This is a genomic window from Mesorhizobium sp. GbtcB19, from assembly GCF_019091085.1.
Classification (GTDB): Bacteria; Pseudomonadota; Alphaproteobacteria; order Rhizobiales; family Rhizobiaceae; genus Mesorhizobium.
The window spans coordinates 163,232-179,820 of record NZ_JAGXJY010000005.1 but is presented as its reverse complement, the minus strand read 5'-3'; the positions used below and the strand labels follow the sequence as shown (position 1 = coordinate 179,820).

14 protein-coding genes are annotated in these 16,589 nt (G+C 63.5%); 6 read left to right on the top strand and 8 right to left on the bottom strand.

Going from position 1 to position 16,589, the window contains the following annotated elements; translation table 11 throughout:
* Genes KVT37_RS11765 through KVT37_RS11755 form a run of 3 tightly spaced genes read right to left on the bottom strand, consistent with a single transcriptional unit; the run spans position 1 to position 4,472 of the window.
* Positions 1-1,239, bottom strand: a complete 1,239-nt coding sequence (locus KVT37_RS11765; RefSeq protein WP_217572930.1) for an aminomethyltransferase family protein — start codon at positions 1,237-1,239, stop codon at positions 1-3.
* Positions 1,240-1,291: 52 nt separating this feature from the next.
* Complete coding sequence (locus KVT37_RS11760) at positions 1,292-2,866, bottom strand: NAD(P)/FAD-dependent oxidoreductase (RefSeq protein WP_217572928.1); 1,575 nt, start codon at positions 2,864-2,866, stop codon at positions 1,292-1,294.
* Entirely contained in the window at positions 2,853-4,472 is a 1,620-nt protein-coding gene (locus KVT37_RS11755) for an NAD(P)/FAD-dependent oxidoreductase (protein WP_217572926.1), read from the bottom strand. Before KVT37_RS11755 ends, KVT37_RS11760 begins: the two co-directional genes overlap by 14 nt.
* A gap of 256 nt (positions 4,473-4,728) precedes the next feature.
* Here KVT37_RS11755 and KVT37_RS11750 point away from each other — a divergent pair, with 256 nt between their 5' ends.
* The 5 genes from KVT37_RS11750 (at position 4,729) to KVT37_RS11730 (ending at position 9,834) form a co-directional block, all read left to right on the top strand.
* Positions 4,729-5,523 carry a class I SAM-dependent methyltransferase gene (locus KVT37_RS11750; protein ID WP_217572924.1) on the top strand — a complete coding sequence of 265 codons (795 nt, stop codon included), beginning with the start codon at positions 4,729-4,731 and terminating at the stop codon, positions 5,521-5,523.
* Positions 5,524-5,550: 27 nt separating this feature from the next.
* Complete coding sequence (gene betI, locus KVT37_RS11745) at positions 5,551-6,216, top strand: transcriptional regulator BetI (RefSeq protein WP_254633954.1); 666 nt, start codon at positions 5,551-5,553, stop codon at positions 6,214-6,216.
* Positions 6,217-6,264: 48 nt separating this feature from the next.
* Positions 6,265-7,347: an ABC transporter substrate-binding protein gene (locus KVT37_RS11740; protein ID WP_217572920.1), complete on the top strand. Its 1,083-nt coding sequence runs from the start codon at positions 6,265-6,267 to the stop codon at positions 7,345-7,347.
* A gap of 115 nt (positions 7,348-7,462) precedes the next feature.
* Positions 7,463-8,539: an extracellular solute-binding protein gene (locus KVT37_RS11735; protein WP_217572918.1), complete on the top strand. Its 1,077-nt coding sequence runs from the start codon at positions 7,463-7,465 to the stop codon at positions 8,537-8,539.
* Complete coding sequence (locus KVT37_RS11730; RefSeq protein WP_217572915.1) at positions 8,536-9,834, top strand: flavin monoamine oxidase family protein; 1,299 nt, start codon at positions 8,536-8,538, stop codon at positions 9,832-9,834. Before KVT37_RS11735 ends, KVT37_RS11730 begins: the two co-directional genes overlap by 4 nt.
* Here KVT37_RS11730 and KVT37_RS11725 read toward each other — a convergent pair.
* From KVT37_RS11725 to KVT37_RS11715, 3 genes are read right to left on the bottom strand one after another with little or no spacing between them, the layout of a single operon-like run.
* Complete coding sequence (locus KVT37_RS11725) at positions 9,798-10,871, bottom strand: ABC transporter ATP-binding protein (protein WP_217573282.1); 1,074 nt, start codon at positions 10,869-10,871, stop codon at positions 9,798-9,800. The two genes, KVT37_RS11730 and KVT37_RS11725, sit on opposite strands and share 37 nt — an antisense overlap.
* 37 nt (positions 10,872-10,908) lie before the next feature.
* Entirely contained in the window at positions 10,909-11,730 is an 822-nt protein-coding gene (locus tag KVT37_RS11720) for an ABC transporter permease (RefSeq protein WP_217572913.1), read from the bottom strand.
* The gene (locus KVT37_RS11715) at positions 11,727-12,644 is read right to left on the bottom strand and encodes an ABC transporter permease (protein WP_217572911.1); all 918 of its coding nucleotides are present in this window, start codon (positions 12,642-12,644) and stop codon (positions 11,727-11,729) included. The genes KVT37_RS11720 and KVT37_RS11715 overlap by 4 nt, the downstream gene beginning before the upstream one ends.
* A gap of 291 nt (positions 12,645-12,935) precedes the next feature.
* Here KVT37_RS11715 and KVT37_RS11710 point away from each other — a divergent pair, with 291 nt between their 5' ends.
* Positions 12,936-14,354 (top strand): aminotransferase, encoded by a 1,419-nt coding sequence (locus KVT37_RS11710; protein ID WP_217572910.1) that lies wholly within the window; start codon positions 12,936-12,938, stop codon positions 14,352-14,354.
* Positions 14,355-14,589: 235 nt separating this feature from the next.
* On the opposite strand, the gene KVT37_RS11705 is transcribed toward KVT37_RS11710, so the two are convergent.
* The gene (locus KVT37_RS11705) at positions 14,590-15,024 is read right to left on the bottom strand and encodes a hypothetical protein (RefSeq protein WP_217572908.1); all 435 of its coding nucleotides are present in this window, start codon (positions 15,022-15,024) and stop codon (positions 14,590-14,592) included.
* A gap of 177 nt (positions 15,025-15,201) precedes the next feature.
* Positions 15,202-16,404 carry an SRPBCC family protein gene (locus KVT37_RS11700; protein ID WP_217572906.1) on the bottom strand — a complete coding sequence of 401 codons (1,203 nt, stop codon included), beginning with the start codon at positions 16,402-16,404 and terminating at the stop codon, positions 15,202-15,204.
* Positions 16,405-16,589 lie beyond the last annotated feature (185 nt).

Genomic DNA, 16,589 nt, shown 5'->3' with positions numbered 1-16,589 from the left:
TCAGAAGTCCGCCGGCGGGTTGGCGGTGCGGCGATCGAGCTTGATGAAGGGACGCGGCACCACCTTCGCCTTCTTCATGAGCTTCTGGTACTGCAACTCGCGCATGGCGTAAATCTCGACCCAGAGGTCGTCGACGATCGTGTCGCCATAAGGCCGTTTGAGCGAGGCGAGCGCGATGTTGCGCTTGGCCATGGGCGACCACATCGCCGCGCTGACCAGCCCGATCTCCTGGCTTTTGCGGTAATAGACGATGGCATGCTCGGCCGGGATGTTGCCTTCGATCTCGAGCCCGACCAGCACATGCCGCAGCTTCTTCCTGGCGCGGGCCTCGAGGATGGCGCGGCGACCGTTGAAATGGCCCTTCTCCGGATTGATCATGAAACCGAGGCCGATTTCATCCGGCATGCGCAGGCGGTCGGCGCGGATGGCATGCTCCGACGTGGTGAAGTCGGCATTGGCGACGATGAAGCCGGCTTCCAGCCGGGCGCGGTTCAGCGCAGTGTAGCCGATGGCGCGGATGCCGCGCAATTCGCCCGCCGCCATCAGCCGATCCCACAGGCTCAGCGCCTTGTCGGCCGGCACGAACAACTCGTAGCCGAGATCGCCGGTGAAGCCGGTGCGCGAGATGGTGATCGTAGCGCCGTCATGCGCGAACTCGGCAAGGTCGAAGACCTTCAGCCGCTCGACGCCGGCGAAGCCCGCGTCGCGCAGGATGGCGAAGGACGTCGGGCCTTGCAGCGCCAGTCCCGCCACGGCCTCGGTCTCTTCCTCGACACTCACCTCGTAGCCGTGGGCGCTGTCGAGCAGCCACGGCAAATGCCGCTCTTGCGAGCACAGCCGGAAGCGTGTCAGCGACAGCCGGAACAGCGTGCCGTCGTCAAGGACAAAGCCTTCGTCGTCGCACCAGGCGGTGTAGTGGACGCGGCCGGGCTTCAGCTTGGTGACGTCGCGCAGCGTGACGCGGTCGAGATAGGCTTCGGCGTCCGCCCCCTCGATCCGGTATTTGGTCATCGGCGAGATGTCGAACAGCGCCGCTTGGCTGCGGATGGCGAAATATTCGAGCTCCTCGTCCCACAGCGAATGCGGGGCACGGTAGCCGGCCCAGCTGTACCACTCCTGCTTCAGCCCCAGCGCGTCGATGCGTGGCTGGAACGGCGTGCCGAGCCGCAGCGTGCGGAAGTGGGATTGGGCGAGGGTGCGGGCGTCGAGCGACGGTTTGATGGTGGGATGATGGTTCATGACGGCGTTCCTTCGCCGTAGAGCGCAACTTCAGCGATTTGCAAAAACATACCTAGGCCCTCATCGCGATGATGCGGCGCGCGGCGTTGAGGCCGGGCGCGCCGGAGATGCCGCCGCCGGGATGCGAGCCGGCGCCGGCGAGGAACAGTCCTTCGAGCGGCGTGTCGTAGCCCGACCAGCCGGAAACCGGCCGCGACATGAGCATCTGGTCGGCCTGCAATTCGCCATGGTGCCAATGGCCGCCGGGCATGCGGTAACGCGCCTCGATGTCGGCCGGGGTCAACAGCTCTGCATGGCGCACCGTGGCGCCGATGCCAGGCGAATAAGTTTCGAGCTCACCCATGATCGCCTTGAGGAATTTCGGCTTGCCGGCGGCCCAGCCTTCTTTCAGCGCATAGGGCGCGTATTGCACAACGGCCGAGAGCACGCAGGCGTCGGACGGCGCAAGCGATGGATCGACGAGGCTGGGCAGCGTGATCTCCATCACCGGCTCGGGCGAGAACTCGCCATATTTCGACGGGTTGAAGGCGCGCTCGACATGGTCTGGCGAGGGCGCGATGACGAGGCGGCCCCTGTGGCCGGCGGCGTCGACGCCGGTAAATTGCGGCGGCCGGTCGAGCGCCAGATGCAGCTTGGCCGCATCGCCCTTCATGCGGATGTTTTTCACCTTGCGCACGAAGCCTGTGTCGACCTCGCGCGGACCGACGAGGTCGAGAATGGTCGTCGCCGGGTTGATCGCGGAAACGACGGTCCTGGCGCGCAGCGTCTCGCCGCTCTGCGTGACGACGCCGACGGCGCGGCCCTTCTCGACGATGACCTTGGCAACCAGCGATGCGGGGCGGATCGAAACCCCAGCCTTTTCCGCCGCCGCGCGGATGGCGGCGACCACCGCGCCCATGCCGCCTTTCGGCTGTATCTGCGCGCCGGCGAGGCCGCCGATCTCGCCGGCCAGCCGGTAATAGAGACCGAGCAGCGAGGTCGGCGAGCGCGGCCCAAGATGCGAGCCGAGCGTTGCGTCGAAAGCAAGCAGGCCCTTCAGCCTGTTGTCGGACAACTGCTCATCCAGCAGGTCGTAGACATTCATCAGAAGCACACGCAGGAAGTCGCGCATGTCTTCCTTGCCGAGCCGCTTCAGCGCCAGCGCCGTCTGGCCGAGACCGGTCATCTCGGCGAGCGACATGCCGCCGAGATCCAGCGGGCGGCGCGACAGGAACGGTTTCAGAATGCCGGCGTAGCGCAGCAGTTGCGCGCGCAGCTCCTGCCAGGCGGATTGCTCGGAGGGGCTGGCCCCGGTCAGCACCTCGCCATAGGCGCCGTGCAGCACCAGCGGACCATCCTTCGACAAGGCGATCGAGGGCACGAAATCGCCACGCTCGACCTTCAGCCCGTGGCGCTCCAGCTCCAGCGTCTTCACCACATCGGGATGGAGACGGTTGAGCAGATGGGCGACGGCCGATACGCGGAAGCCCGGTGCGAATTCCTCGGTGCGCGCGGCGCCGCCGACCTCGTTGCCGGCCTCGAGCAGCAGCACCTTGCGGCCGGACTTGGCCAGCGTCGCGGCGGCGACGAGGCCGTTATGGCCGCCGCCGATGACGATGGCGTCCCAGTTCAAATCAGATGACGTCATGGGCGGGGCTCATATGCAGGGTTGGCTTGGCGAGATCGCGCAGGATCTCGGCGGCGGCATTGCGTCCGGGCGCGCCCATGACGCCGCCGCCCGGATGGGTGGAGGAGCCGCACATATAGAGCCCGCCGACCGCCGAGCGGTATTGCGCGTAACCCGGCACCGGGCGGTTGAACAGCAACTGGTCGAAGGTGAGCTCGCCCTGAAAGATGTTGCCTTCGGTGAGGCCGACCTCGGCCTCGATCTCGCGCGGCGTGCGCACCTCCATATGGACGATGCGGTCGCGGAAGCCGGGTGAATATTCGGCGATCTGGGAGATCACGCTTTCGGCAAAGCCGTCGCGGTCGGCATCGGTCCAATCGCGACCATCTATCTTGGGCGGCGCGTATTGCACGAAGCAGCTCATGAAATGCTTGCCCGGCGGCGCCATGGTCGGGTCGAGCGTGGTCGGGATCATCATGTCGAGGAAGGGGTCGGCCGACCAGCGCCCGGCCTTCCAATCGTCATAGCCGCGCTCCATGCGTTCGATGGAATCGGTGAAGTGCATGTCGGCGCGATAGACCGGCGAGTTCTTCGGCAAAGCCGGGAATTCGGGGAGCGAATCGAGCGCGATGTTGACCTTGCCGGACGAACCGCGAATTTTGAAATTCCTGACACGGCGCAGGAAGATGTCGGGCAGCTCCTTCTCCTCGACCAGCTTCAGGAAGGTGCGTTTGACGTCGGCGTTGGAGATGACGAGCTTGCCATAAATCTCCTCGCCGCCGGCGAGCACCACGCCCTTCGCCTTGCCATTCCTGATCAGCACATGGTCGACCTCGGCGCCGGTGCGGATGGTGCCGCCGGAAGCCTTGAAGGAGGCGGCCAGCGCCTTGGTGACGGCGCCCATGCCGCCGCGTGCATAGCCCCAGGCGCCGACCGAGCCGTCGACCTCGCCCATATAATGGTGCAGCAGCACATAGGCGGTGCCAGGCGACATCGGCCCGAGCGCCGTGCCGATGATGCCGGAGAGCGCGAAATTCGCCTTGATGACGTCGGTTTCGAAATACTCGTCGAGGAAGTCGGAGATCGACATCGTCCAGAAGCGCAGGGTCAGCGCCATCTCCTCGGCGGTGAGACCGGCAAATTTCTTACCGAGATAAAGTAGTTCGCCGAGGTCGCGCGGCTTGAAACTGGTTGGGTCAGGCGCGGTGCGCATCAAGAGCGGCTGGATGAAGCGGCACTGCCTCGTGACGTCGCGCGAATAGCGGTCATAAGCCTCGGCGTCGCGCTTGGAGAAGCGGGCGAACTCGCGGCGATGCGCGTCGTGGTCGCGGTAGTTGGCGAGGTAGTCGCCGTCGCGGGTGAACACGGCGCCGCCTTCATAGGAGATCACCTGCAGGCCGAAGCGCGGCAACTCCAGATCGCGCATGATCTCGGGCCTGAACAGCGAGCAGACATAGGAGCAGTTGGAGTAGAGGAAGCCCGGCGTCAGCTCGCGGCTGGTGGCGGCGCCGCCGACCCAGTCGTTCTTCTCGACGACTAGTACGTCCAGCCCGGCGCGCTGCAGGTAACAGGCATTGACCAGGCCGTTGTGGCCACCGCCGATGACGATCGCGTCCCATGCCTTCATGCGCGCTCACCCTCCATTTCGCCGCCCTATCTTCTTGTTTTTACGCAATTCCGGACGGAAAGCCGCTTCACACTTTTCCTGGAATTGCTCGGTGCCGTTGGTTCCCTGATTGCTCGAATTTGGCACGGATCACGGTTTTTTGTCCAGCCATATTGAATGAATGTTCAACAAATGGTGTTGCGTTTTCCTGTTGATGCGCTAGGCTTTGCCTTGATTTCTGGACTGATCCACATCGGCATTTGGGGTTGAAGATCCGATGATCGAGACGGCTGACGCCGAGCCGGAATATGACGACACGGCCATTCGCTTCCTCGAAGCGCTGTGGGGCGAAGGCTACCTGTCGCCGGGCGGTCCGGAAGAAGTCGACCGCGTGGTCGAGGGCCTTTCGCTCAAGGGTAAGACGATCCTCGACATCGGCTGCGGCGCCGGCGGCATCACGCTGCATCTGGTGGCAACGCACGGTGCGGCTCGCGCCACCGGCTTCGACGTCGAAAGGCCAGTGATCGAGAAGGCAAGGCGAGGGGCGGCCAGGCAAGGTCTCGAGGATCGAGTCAGCTTCGTCCAGGCGCCGCCTGGGCCGCTGCCATTCCCGGACGCTTCCTTCGATGTCGTGTTCTCCAAGGACGCGCTGCTGCATGTGCCGGACAAGGACGCACTGTTCGCCGAGATTTTTCGCGTGCTCAGGCCCGGCGGAGTATTTGCGGCATCGAACTGGATGATTGGACATGACGGCGAGCCGTCGGCTCAGATGAAGGCCTATGTCGCGGCCGAGGGCCTGTCCTTCGCGATGGCCTCGCCTGCACGCTACGCCGAAGCGATGCGCCGCGCGGGCTTTACCGACATCACCATCCGCGACCGCAATCCATGGTACCGCGAGGTCGCGCGGGAGGAACTCGCACGGCTAAGAGGACCTCTCTACGCCCGGGCCGCGGCGGCGGTCGGCGCGGCCTATGTCGACAAGAACATCAAGACCTGGGAGGCGATGCAGAAGGTGCTTGACAGTGGCGAGCACCGCCCCACTCATCTGCGCGGTTGGAAGCCGGTTGGATAGCCGGCAATGCTGGAGACCGTCACACCCATGAAGACTGCAGCGGCGAGCGATGCTCTCTCCGAAACGGCGCAAAAAGGCGAGGCCGAAAAGCGCGGCCGCAAGGCCTCTAAAGAGGTCCGGCAGCTGCAGCTGATCGAGGCGACGATCGATTCACTGGCCAAGCGCGGCTACGCCGAAACGACGATGGCGGATGTGGCCGACGGCGCCGGCCTGTCGCGCGGCATCGTCAACTTCCATTTCGAGAGCAAGGAAAAGCTGCTGATCGCCACGCTGCAGCACATGTATGATGAGTATTCGGCGCATTGGCGCACCGCCTTGCAGAAGGCCGGCGACGATCCGGCCAGGCAGCTGCAGTATCTGGTCTGGGCCGATTTCGACCGCTCGATCTGCAACAAGCGCAAGCTCGCGGCATGGCTGGCCTTCTGGGGTGAGGCCAAGTCGCGGCCGACCTACCAGGCGCTGAGCAGCTCGCGCGACAATTACTACCAGCAAGTCTTCATCGATCTCTGCGCGGCGCTCAAAGAGAGCGGCTCTTATGCCTATGACCCGCAGGTGATGGCGCTGGCGCTCAGCGCCATGCTCGAGGGCCTGTGGCTGCGGCTGATGATGGGCACGGAGGACACCACGCGCGAAACGGCCTTGCAGGCGGCCAACGCATTTTTGGCCGCCGCTTTCCCGAAGCATTACGGATAGCAACAGCCGGCCCACAAGACCGGCAAGATCAAAAGAGGATGGAACCGCATGAAAAATCTTAGCCGACGTATGACTTTGACCCTGGCGCTTGGCGGCGCGCTCGCGGCCTCGGCGGCAGCGTTCGCCGTCGCCGCCGACAAGGACCTGATCGTGTTCGACTGGTCCGGCTACGAAGATCCGAGCTTCCACGGCAAATATGTCGAGAAGAACGGCGACTCGCCGACCTTCGCCTTCTTCGGCGACGAGGACGAGGCGTTCGAGAAGATCCGCTCCGGCTTCAAGTCCGATATCGGCCATCCCTGCTCGCAGAGCGTGGTGAAGTGGCGTGAGGCTGGCCTGCTGCAGCCGCTCGACACCTCGAAGATCGCCGGCTGGAAGGATCTCAATCCCGGCATCATGGCGATGAAGGACCTCGCCACGACCTCCGACGGCAAGGCCTGGTTCATGCCGTGGGATTGGGGCGACACCCAGCTCACCTACAATTCCGACAAGATTTCCGAAAAGGACGTGCAGTCGCTGAAGGTGTTCGCCGATCCGAAATACAAGGGCAGAGTCTCGATCGGCGACAATGTCGACGACGCCTATGCGCTGGCCAGCCTCGCCATCGGGCTCAAGGACTGGACCAAGATGACGGACGACCAGTTCAAGCAGGCGTCCGACTTCCTGCGCCAGGTGCACAAGAATGTGCGCTCCTACTGGACCGACACGACCGACATCGTGCAACTGCTTTCCGGCGGCGAAGTCGACCTCGCCTGGGCCTGGAACGATGCGACGGTGCAGTCGGTCAAGGCCGGCGTGCCGATCAAGTCCAAGAAGGACACCGACGAGGGCATCTCGACCTGGGTGTGCGGCTACGTGCTGTTCAAGGACGCGCCGGGCAACATCGACAAGGCCTATGACTATCTCAATGCCGTCAACGATCCCGAAGTCGCCAAGACGCTGGTCAAGGACTGGGGCTACGGCCAGGCCAACGCCAAGGGCATGGCCGGCGTCGACCCGGCGATCCTGAAGGAAAAGGGCTACGACAATGTGGAAAAGTGGGTCGACAAGACGCTGTTCCAGCAGCCGCTGCCCTCGGAACTCAAGCTGAAGATGATCGCCGAGTTCGAGAAGATCAAAGCCGGCTATTGAGCCGAATTTCAGCGGCCCGCTCACCTGCCAGGCAGAGCAAAGTGAGCGGGCTCGCCAAAGGCCGGGAATTCTCCTAACCTCCCCGATGCGCCCGCGATGGGGGAGTTCTCGCGCCATGACATCCATGCTTCGCCGCCTTGTCCTTGCCGCTGTCGTCACGATCGGCGCCGGCACCGCCTATGCGCTTGCCGAAGGCGGCGGCGACCTCGTCGTCTTCGATTGGTCGGGTTACGAGGATCCGCTATTGCATCCGGCCTATACCGCCAAACATGGCGCCGAGCCGACCTTCGCCTTCTTCGGCGACGAGGACGAGGCGTTCGAGAAAATGCGCGCCGGCTTCAAGGCCGATATCGCGCATCCCTGCTCGCAAAGCGTGGTGAAGTGGCGCGAGGCCGGTCTCTTGCAGCCGCTGGACACGTCGAAGATCGCCGGCTGGAAGGACCTCAATCCAGGCATCATGGCGATGAAGGATCTCACTACTACCGCCGACGGCAAGGCCTGGTTCATGCCTTTCGACTGGGGCAACACCTCGCTGCTCTACCGTACCGACAAGGTGACGGCCGACGAGGCGCAGTCGCTGAAGATCTTCGCCGACCCGAAGTTCAAGGGCCGCGTCACCATCGGCGACAATGTCGACGACGCCTATGCGCTGGCAAGCCTGGTGATCGGGCTGAAGGACTGGACCAGGATGACGGACGAGCAGTTCAAGCAGGCTTCCGCTTTCCTGCGCGACGTGCACAAGAATGTCCGTTTCTACTGGACCGACGACACCGACCTCAACCAGGCTTTCACCGGCAACGAAGTCGACCTGGTCTGGGGCTGGAACGAGACCTATGTGACGCTGAAAGGGCAGGGCATGCCGATCGCCATGAACCGCGACACCAAGGAAGGCATTTCGACCTGGGTGTGCGGCTATGTGCTGCTCAAGGATGCGCCGGGCAAGCTCGACCAGGCCTATGATTTCCTGAGCGCGGTCAACGCGCCGGGTGTTTCGGAGTATATGGTGAAGACCTTCGGCTACGGTCACGGCAACAGCGCCGGCATGGCGGCGATGGACCAGAAGCTGCTGAGCGATCGCGGCTTCGACAATCTCGACAAATTCCTCGACAAGACGCTGTTCCAGCAGCCGGTGGCGCCGGACCTGAAGCAGCGCATGGTCGCCGAGTTCGAGAAGATCAAGGCCGGCTATTGAGCAGCATCATTGAAAGAACCGACGTCGTCATCGTCGGCGCCGGCTTCACCGGCCTGTCGGCCGCGCTCGAATTGAAGCGCGCCGGCATCGATTTCCTTGTGCTCGAAGCACGCGACCGGGCCGGCGGACGCGTGGAAGCGAGGCCGAACGGACTTGGCGAGCTGATCGACAGCGGCGGGCAATTCCTTTGCCAGGACATGCCTGAGCTGATGGCGCTGGCCAAGGCGCGCGGCAAGACCTTCGTCGAGACCTATATCGAAGGCGAGTTCATCACCCATCCGTGGATGTCGGCCGAGGCGGCAGAGCGGACCTATCAGGTCGCGATGGCGATCCGCGAGCGCATGAACAGGATCGAGCCGGACGATGCTTCGATCGCCGGATTGACCGTGGCGACATGGCTCGAGCGCCAGAAGGACACGGCCGACGCCAAGGCCGCGTTCCGGTCGATGATCGAGGGCCTTTGGTGCCTGGCGCTGGACAAGGTGCCGCTGTGGTACCTGATCGACAATGATCGCCGCATCACCAATGAGGTGTTCGAGCTGCAGTATTTTCTGCGCGAGACCATGCAGTCGCTGGCCGACGATCTGGCCGGCGATCTCGCCGACCGGCTGCGGCTCGGCAAGGCCGCGACGCGGATCGAGCACGGGCCGCAAGGCGTTCGCGTCGTCTCGACCCGCGGCGTCATCGAAGCGCGCTCGGCGCTGCTTGCCCTGCCGCCGGCGACGGCCGCGAAACTCGACTTCGCGCCTGCCTTGCCTGCCGAGCTTGCAAAAGCGCTCGGCGTCTGGGAGAGCGGCGCGGTGATCAAGATCCTGGTGCGCTATGCCAGCCCCTTCTGGCGCGAGCGTGACCTGTGCGGCATGGTCATGTGGCGCGACCAGCCTGGGCTGTTCGCCTGCGACGCCAGCAAGGATGCCGACCATGCCGCTCTGGTCGTCTTTGTCGGCGGGCCTCTGGCGCTGCGCTGGCATCCGCTCGATGAGACGGCGCTGCGCGCCGAGGTTACGGCAAGGCTCGTGGAGGCACTTGGCCCGCAGGCCGCCAATGTCCTCGATTTCAGCGCGCGCGACTGGACGCAGGACCGCTGGAGCGGCGGCGCCTATAGCGATCTCATCGTCGATGTGACGACTCGCAATGCCGAGCGCATTATCCTCACCGGCGCGCCGCCGGTCTATTTCGCCGCTTCGGAAGTCTCGCCGTCTTTCCCGGGCTATGTCGAAGGCGCCATCGTGGCGGGGCGCATCGCGGCGGCCAAGATTCAGTCGGCCATCGCCACCAAGGCCTCGGGGTCGTAGGCGAGGCGGATCGAGGTGCCGACCGGGATGTCATCGGCGCCGAAATCGTTGGTCTCGGTCACCGAGAGCGGCTTTTCCAGCCCCGGTATCTCGACGATCAGATGGGTGATCTCGCCGAAATAGTGGCGCTCGACGACCTTGCCGGCGACCTCGAACTTCGCCGTCGCATTGTCCCACAAAACGCGCAGCCGCTCCGGGCGGATGCCGAGTGTCGCGTTGCCGCCATTGCGCACGAAAGCCTTCGGCTTGTCGGTCTTCACACGGCCGAAACCCAGCGTGTCGAGCACCAGCGAGGCGCCGTTCTCCTCGACGATCTCGGCTTTGACGAAATTCATGCCGCCAAGGAAGTCGGCCACCTGGCGGTTGACCGGGCGCTGGTAGATCTCCTTGGGCGAGGCGACCTGCGCGATGCGGCCGCCGAACATCACGGCGATGCGGTCCGACATGGCAAGGGCCTCGTACTGGTCATGAGTGACCAGAACGAAGGTGATGCCGACCGCCTGCTGCAGCCGGCGCAACTCGACCTGCATCTGCTCGCGCAATTTCTTGTCGAGCGCCGAGAGCGGCTCATCGAGCAGCAACACCTTGGGCCGCATGACCAGCGCGCGGGCGAGCGCGACGCGCTGGCGCTGGCCGCCGGAGAGCTCGGTGGCGCGGCGCTTGCCGAGGCCGGTCAGCGACACCTGCGCCAGCGCCTCCTCGACGCGGCGCTTTTCCTCGCCGGCGTCGAGCCTCAGCCGCTTCAGCCCATAGGCGACGTTCTGCTCGACATTGAGATGCGGGAAGATGGCGTAGCTCTGGAAGACCATGTTGGTCGGCCGCCGGTTGGCCGGAATGCCGTCCATCGGCTGGCCGTCGACGGCGATCGAGCCGCTGGTCGGCGTGTCGAAGCCGGCGATCATGCGCAAGAGCGTGGTCTTGCCGCAGCCGGAGGGACCGAGCAGCGAGAAGAACTCGCCCTCGTGGATCGCCAGCGAGGCGTTGTCCAGCGCCTTGAACGATCCGTAGCTGCGGGTGACGTCGCGGATGTCGATCATCGTGCGATCGCCCTGTGTGCGCTCGGATTGGACCCGCTCAAGCATAGAGGCCTCCCTCACTCTGGGTGCGTCTCGCCGCGCGGCGGCGCAGGATTTCGGCAACAGTCATCAGCACGAAGGACGCGAGGAGCAGCAAGGTGCCCAGCGCCAGCACGCCAGGCAGCTTCGCCGCGAAACGCAGCTGCCCCCAGATGTAGATCGGCAGCGTCGCCTCGGTGCCGGTGAGGAAGAAGGCGATGATGAATTCATCGAGCGAGATGGTGAAGCACACGAGCAGACTGGAGATGATCGCCGGCGCGACCATCGGCAGCGTCACACGCCGGAACGTGCCGAAGGCGCTCTCGCCGAGGTCGGCGGACGCTTCTTCCAGGCTGCGGTCGAAGCCTTCAAAGCCAGAGGTCAGCACCGTCATCGAATAGGGGATGCAGACCAGCACATGGCCGAGCACGACCGTGAACAGCGACAGGCTCAAGCCGAGCTGCAACATCACCAGGAGCATCGAGATGGCGACGATCACTTCGGGCAGCACCAGCGGCGCCATGATCAGGCCGTTGATGGTGCGCCGGCCGGGATAGCGGTAGCGGGTGATCGAACGGGCGGCGAGGATGCCGAGAACCGTCGACAGGATCGAGGCGGAGACGCCGACCATCAGGCTGTTCCAGGTGGCGTCGATCAGCGCTGGCGTGCGCGGCAGGTCCTCATACCACTGAAGCGTGGCGCCGGAGAGCGGGAATTTCGGCGTCGCCGCGATGTTGATCGAGAAGATCGGCAGGAAGATCACCGGCAGATACAGGAAGACGATGTAGAGGCCTGCATAGGTCGGCAGCCATCCTGGTAGGAAACGTTTGATCGCGGTCATCTTGCCAGCCTCTGCAGGGCGCGAATGATCAGCACGGTGGTGCCGGCCATCAGCGAGACGATGACCATGGTGGTGACCGAAAGCGCGGCGCCCAGCGGCCAGTTCGACGCCTTGCCGAACTGCGCCTGGATGGCATTGGCGATCATGACGCCGTCCTTGCCGCCGACGAGCTTGGGCGTGACATAATCGCCGACAGTCGGAATCATGACGATCAGCGCCGCCGAGATGACACCCGGCGCCGACAGCGGCAAGGTCACGCGCAGGAAGGAGCGCAGTGGCCCGTCGCCGAGATCGGTCGCCGCCTCGACCAGTGTGCGGTCGACCTTCTCCAGCGAGACGAAGATCGGCAGGATGGCGAAGGTCGCCCAGGCATGGGTCAGCGTGATGATGACGGCGGTGGAGTTGTAAAGCAGCGCATCCGACGGCTCGCTGATGATGCCGAGGCCCATCAGGCCGGAATTCAAGACGCCGTTGTAGCCGAGGATCACCTTCCACGACATCACGCGCAGCAAATAGCTGGTCCAGAACGGGATGGTGATGAGGAAGAGCCACAGGCTCTTGTGGCGGCCGCCATGGAAGGAAATGAAATAGGCGATCGGATAGGCAAGCACCACGGTGAGCAGGCTGACCGTCAGCGAGATGTAGAGCGAGCGCCAGAGTAGGTCGCGGTAGATCGGCTCGGTCAGCGCGATCCGATAGTTCTCCAGCGTGAAGGTGTGGTCGATGGTCAGGTAGTGCTGCGTCCAGAAGGAATGCGCGATGACCACAAGGATCGGCAGGACGAGCAGAATAAGGGCGTAAACGAAGGTCGGGCTGATCAGGGCAAAGCCTTGGACGGCTTCCGATTGCAGAAGGGGACTTCGTCTGGCGCCCGCCATGCGCAACGGGCGCGACCCTTCCGCGGCGGCCGTCATTGCAGCGCTCCGGGCGTGATTTCGGTAGCTGGCTCGGACTGTCCCGCCATGCGGCCTTCCCATTCGTGGCGCCGGCCGCCTGTTCCCGATTTATGCTTGGAGCGCGATGGCTCCGTGGCTTGCCGGCTTTCTTTCATCATGAGCGTATCCGCCGATTGAAATCAAGCGCTATTTCTGCAATATTGATTGAACGGACATTCAAAATGAAGTGATGAAAAGCCGAATTTCCTTGGTTTTCCGCGCTGTCTGATGTGCGACAATTTTTCTGCAACCCGATGATGTGAGGCGAAGATGGCGGCTCAAAGCAAGGTCAAGGCAAACGAACTCATCGAGCCTGGCGATGACGATGCGGTCGAGCTCGCCAAGCGCCATCTCGTCCAGCCCTGGCCCTATGCCGGCTCGGTCGGCGCCGAGGCGCGCACGCTGATCGGCGAGGGCGACGGCATCTACATCACCGACGCCTCCGGCAAGCGGCTGATCGACGGCCCGGCCGGCATGTGGTGCATCAATGTCGGGCATCGCCGCGAGGAGCTGGCCAAGGTCATGTATGACCAGGCGATGGCGCTCTCCTACAACACGCCCTGGTACACGATGAATGCGCCGTCGGCCGAGCTTGCGAGTCGCATCGCCGATGCCGCTCCGGGCGACCTCAGCCACACCTTCTTCACCACCGGCGGCTCGTCGGCGGTGGAGACGGCGCTGCGCTTCATGCAGTTCTACAACAATGTGCGGGGACGGCCGGAGAAGAAGCTGATCCTGAGCCGCGGCGGCGCCTATCATGGCTCGACCTATCTGTCGGCCTCGCTCAACGGCCGTCCGCGCGATCACGACTGGATGGACGGTGCAAGCGATCTGGTGATCAAGCTGTCCTCGCCCGACCCGTTCCGCCGGCCGAAGGGCATGAGCATCGCTGCCTTCACCGATTTCCTGGTCGACCAGTTCCGCGACACGATCGCGCGCGTCGGCGCCGACCGCATCGGCGCCTTCGTCGGCGAGCCGGTGCAGGCCTCGGGCGGCGTCATCGTGCCGCCGGACGGGTATCTCAAGCGCATCCGCGCGATCTGCCGCGACAACGACATCCTCTATGTCTCGGACGAGGTGGTGACCGGCTTCGGACGGCTCGGCCACGTCTTTGCCTCGGGCGACGTGTTCGGCATCGATCCGGACATGATCACCTTCGCCAAGGGCGTGACATCGGGCTATTTCCCGCTCGGCGGCGTCATCATCTCGGAACGGCTGCTGGAAGAACTGCGCCGCTCCAACCACCCGGACGCGCTGTTCGGCCATGGCCTCACCTACACCAGCCATCCGATCGGCTGCGCTGTGGCGTTGAAGAACCTCGACCTGCTGGATGAGGGCGTGCTTCAGCACACCCGCGACATCGCGCCCTATTTCCAGGCGCAACTGAAGACGCTGGAAGAGCTGCCGCTGGTCGGCGAGGTGCGCGGCCTCGGCCTGATGGCTTGCGTCGAATGCGTCGCCGACCGTGAGAGCAAGGACCCGCTGCAGCTCGACAAGAATGTCGGAAAACGCATCGACGCGCATTGCCACGAGCTCGGCCTTCTGGTGCGGCCGCTGATCAACATGTGCGTGATGTCGCCGCCGCTGATCATTTCGCATGAACAGGTCGACGATATGGTGGCGATCCTGCGCGAGGGCATTTCGCGGACGATGGATGACCTGAGGAATGAGGGGGTGTGGCGGGGGTGATTAGCCTCTTTCCTTCTCCCCGTTTACGGGGAGAAGGTGCCCAACGGGCGGATGAGGGGCGGCGCCGACTTTGGCGGTCGACCGTGCGTGAAGGAATTATGCGCCTGAGGTGATACGCCACTAGTGGGTGCAACGCCGGCTTACGCGATTTCAGTCGCAAGGCTTCTAAGGTTAGGTTAGCCAATCGCAGGTAGTGCGACTGTCCGGCCCTCATGGATCGCACGCAGGACTATGTTCAACCAAGCCAATGATGTGCCAGCCATGCGAGGACCAAGCCGGCTATAACCGCATGGATCAAGCCGAACGAGCGAGTATTGGTTTGGTCGCTCTCCACACGTCTTGGCATTTCCGGAAAGACGATTGGCATTCGCTCCATCGCGCGGCGCTCCGCCTGTCGCGCCCGCTTCATGTCTAGCCGCTCTTGAGCATAGCGCTGTCGCGTACGTTCCGAACCCGAAAGTGAGTTGGCTTCCAGCCATGCTTTGAATTTTCCGGCGTGAACGCGGACTCTGCAGGCAATTGAATGCTGTTGCCTATTTTCCGCTTCCAACTTTTCAAAAGCGGATCGCCACTCTTCCCAAGTCGCCGGCATGTCATCATCTGAAAGCTTGCGTATAAGGGGATAGTCTTTGGCTGCGTAAACTGGGTTAGCCCTGATTTCGCTAGTCATTGCAAGTCTTCCCCTTCTTCCAAGAAGAGGATGCGACTCCTAGGGCCTGGTGTCCAGATGGCGCTACCCAGCCATAGCGAGCCGCAACTGATGCACTACCCAATCGCAAGACGTTGGCGCTGCCCTCATTCGCTCTTCGGGCACCTTCCGCCGTGGAACGGGGAGAAGGAAGAGGGGCTACCCCCTCGACCTCAGCGCGTCGTTCAGGCCCCACATGTCCTTCTCCTCCGGCGCCGTCTCCAGGTTCAGCACCGGGACCTGCCGGCGCAGATGGTCGTGGTGGGTGCGCACGCCGTACTCCAAATCCGACAGGTAGAAGCCTTCAAAAGCTTCCGACAGCATGGATTCGTTCGACCAGACCGAAAGCTGGACGTCCTCGTTCATGGTGTCGCGATCGATGCGGTAGGCGAGGTAGCGCGCCGCGGCCTGTTCGCGCGTCTCGTCCTTGTAGCGGTAGATCGCGCCGCGCAGCAGCGTCTCGCCGGTGGACAGCGGAAACTCCTGATAGAACTGCACGGACTCCGGCATGATCGACAGCGCGTTGTTGGGGAAGATGCCGTAATAGATCCAGGCCTTGCGCAGATGCTCCGGCAGGTGCGAAGCGTCGGGCGCCAGCTTGATATATTCTCGCACGCTCCAGCGCCGTCCGGCATGCGGATTGTACGTGGCGAAGGAGCGCGACACGCCGTTGATGAACGGCTCGTCGAAATAGGTCGCGCCATAGAGGTCCTGCAGCGCCGGATGCGCCATGGCGACGTGGTAGCCTTCGTTGTCGACGTCGCGCACCGACTTCCAGTTGACCGGCGATTTCTGCGTCCAGATACCCCAGGACGGAACCATGTCGGCGATATTGTAATGCGCCATTTCGGCTTCGATCGGCTTCAGCAGCTCTGCCACCGAAGGCTGCGGGCCGCCCTTGCGGAAGCGGATGAAGATGAAGCCCATCCAGATTTCGAGGTCGAGCGGCATCAGGCCGAACTCGGTCTTGTCGAGCTCGGGGAAGGAGCGCGGACGGGCCGCACCGCGCAGCGTGCCATCGAGATTGTAGACCCAGCCATGGAATGGGCAGACCAGCGCGTTCTTGCAACTGCCCTGGCTGTCGGCAACGACACGGCTGCCGCGATGGCGGCACATGTTGTTGAAGGCGCGCACGACGCCGTCCTTGCCGCGCACGATCAGCGCGCGCTCGCCAATGACGTCCATGGTCAGATAATCGCCCGGATTGGGCACGTCGGAGACATGGCCGGCGATCTGCCAGTGATTGCGAAAGACGTATTCCTTCTCAAGCTCGAGGAGGGCGTTGGAATGGTAACTCCACCCCGGCAAACCCCGCCGGTCCCAATCGTTGGGGATCGCCACGTCACGGAGGTGCGGGTTCATGGATATGCTCTTCTTTTTGTTGAATACTCATTCAATATAAGCATATTTCTTATTGAAATGCAATGGCTTGTGTGAATATGGAAATTCCATGGCGGCGATTTCAAGTTCGCCTGAGCCGGAAAAATCCCGGAAAATCCGGGCCTTAATCGAGGAAGCGAAACTGCGATTCCGACCGCGGATCGCCA

Coding starts and splice junctions, on each gene's coding strand:
- KVT37_RS11765 (WP_217572930.1), bottom strand. CDS start 1,239: ATGAACCATCATCCCACCATCAAACCGTCGCTCGACGCCCGCACCCTC.
- KVT37_RS11760 (WP_217572928.1), bottom strand. CDS start 2,866: ATGACGTCATCTGATTTGAACTGGGACGCCATCGTCATCGGCGGCGGC.
- KVT37_RS11755 (WP_217572926.1), bottom strand. CDS start 4,472: ATGAAGGCATGGGACGCGATCGTCATCGGCGGTGGCCACAACGGCCTG.
- KVT37_RS11750 (WP_217572924.1), top strand. CDS start 4,729: ATGATCGAGACGGCTGACGCCGAGCCGGAATATGACGACACGGCCATT.
- betI (WP_254633954.1), top strand. CDS start 5,551: ATGAAGACTGCAGCGGCGAGCGATGCTCTCTCCGAAACGGCGCAAAAA.
- KVT37_RS11740 (WP_217572920.1), top strand. CDS start 6,265: ATGAAAAATCTTAGCCGACGTATGACTTTGACCCTGGCGCTTGGCGGC.
- KVT37_RS11735 (WP_217572918.1), top strand. CDS start 7,463: ATGACATCCATGCTTCGCCGCCTTGTCCTTGCCGCTGTCGTCACGATC.
- KVT37_RS11725 (WP_217573282.1), bottom strand. CDS start 10,871: ATGATCGACATCCGCGACGTCACCCGCAGCTACGGATCGTTCAAGGCG.
- KVT37_RS11720 (WP_217572913.1), bottom strand. CDS start 11,730: ATGACCGCGATCAAACGTTTCCTACCAGGATGGCTGCCGACCTATGCA.
- KVT37_RS11715 (WP_217572911.1), bottom strand. CDS start 12,644: ATGACGGCCGCCGCGGAAGGGTCGCGCCCGTTGCGCATGGCGGGCGCC.
- KVT37_RS11710 (WP_217572910.1), top strand. CDS start 12,936: ATGGCGGCTCAAAGCAAGGTCAAGGCAAACGAACTCATCGAGCCTGGC.
- KVT37_RS11705 (WP_217572908.1), bottom strand. CDS start 15,024: ATGACTAGCGAAATCAGGGCTAACCCAGTTTACGCAGCCAAAGACTAT.
- KVT37_RS11700 (WP_217572906.1), bottom strand. CDS start 16,404: ATGAACCCGCACCTCCGTGACGTGGCGATCCCCAACGATTGGGACCGG.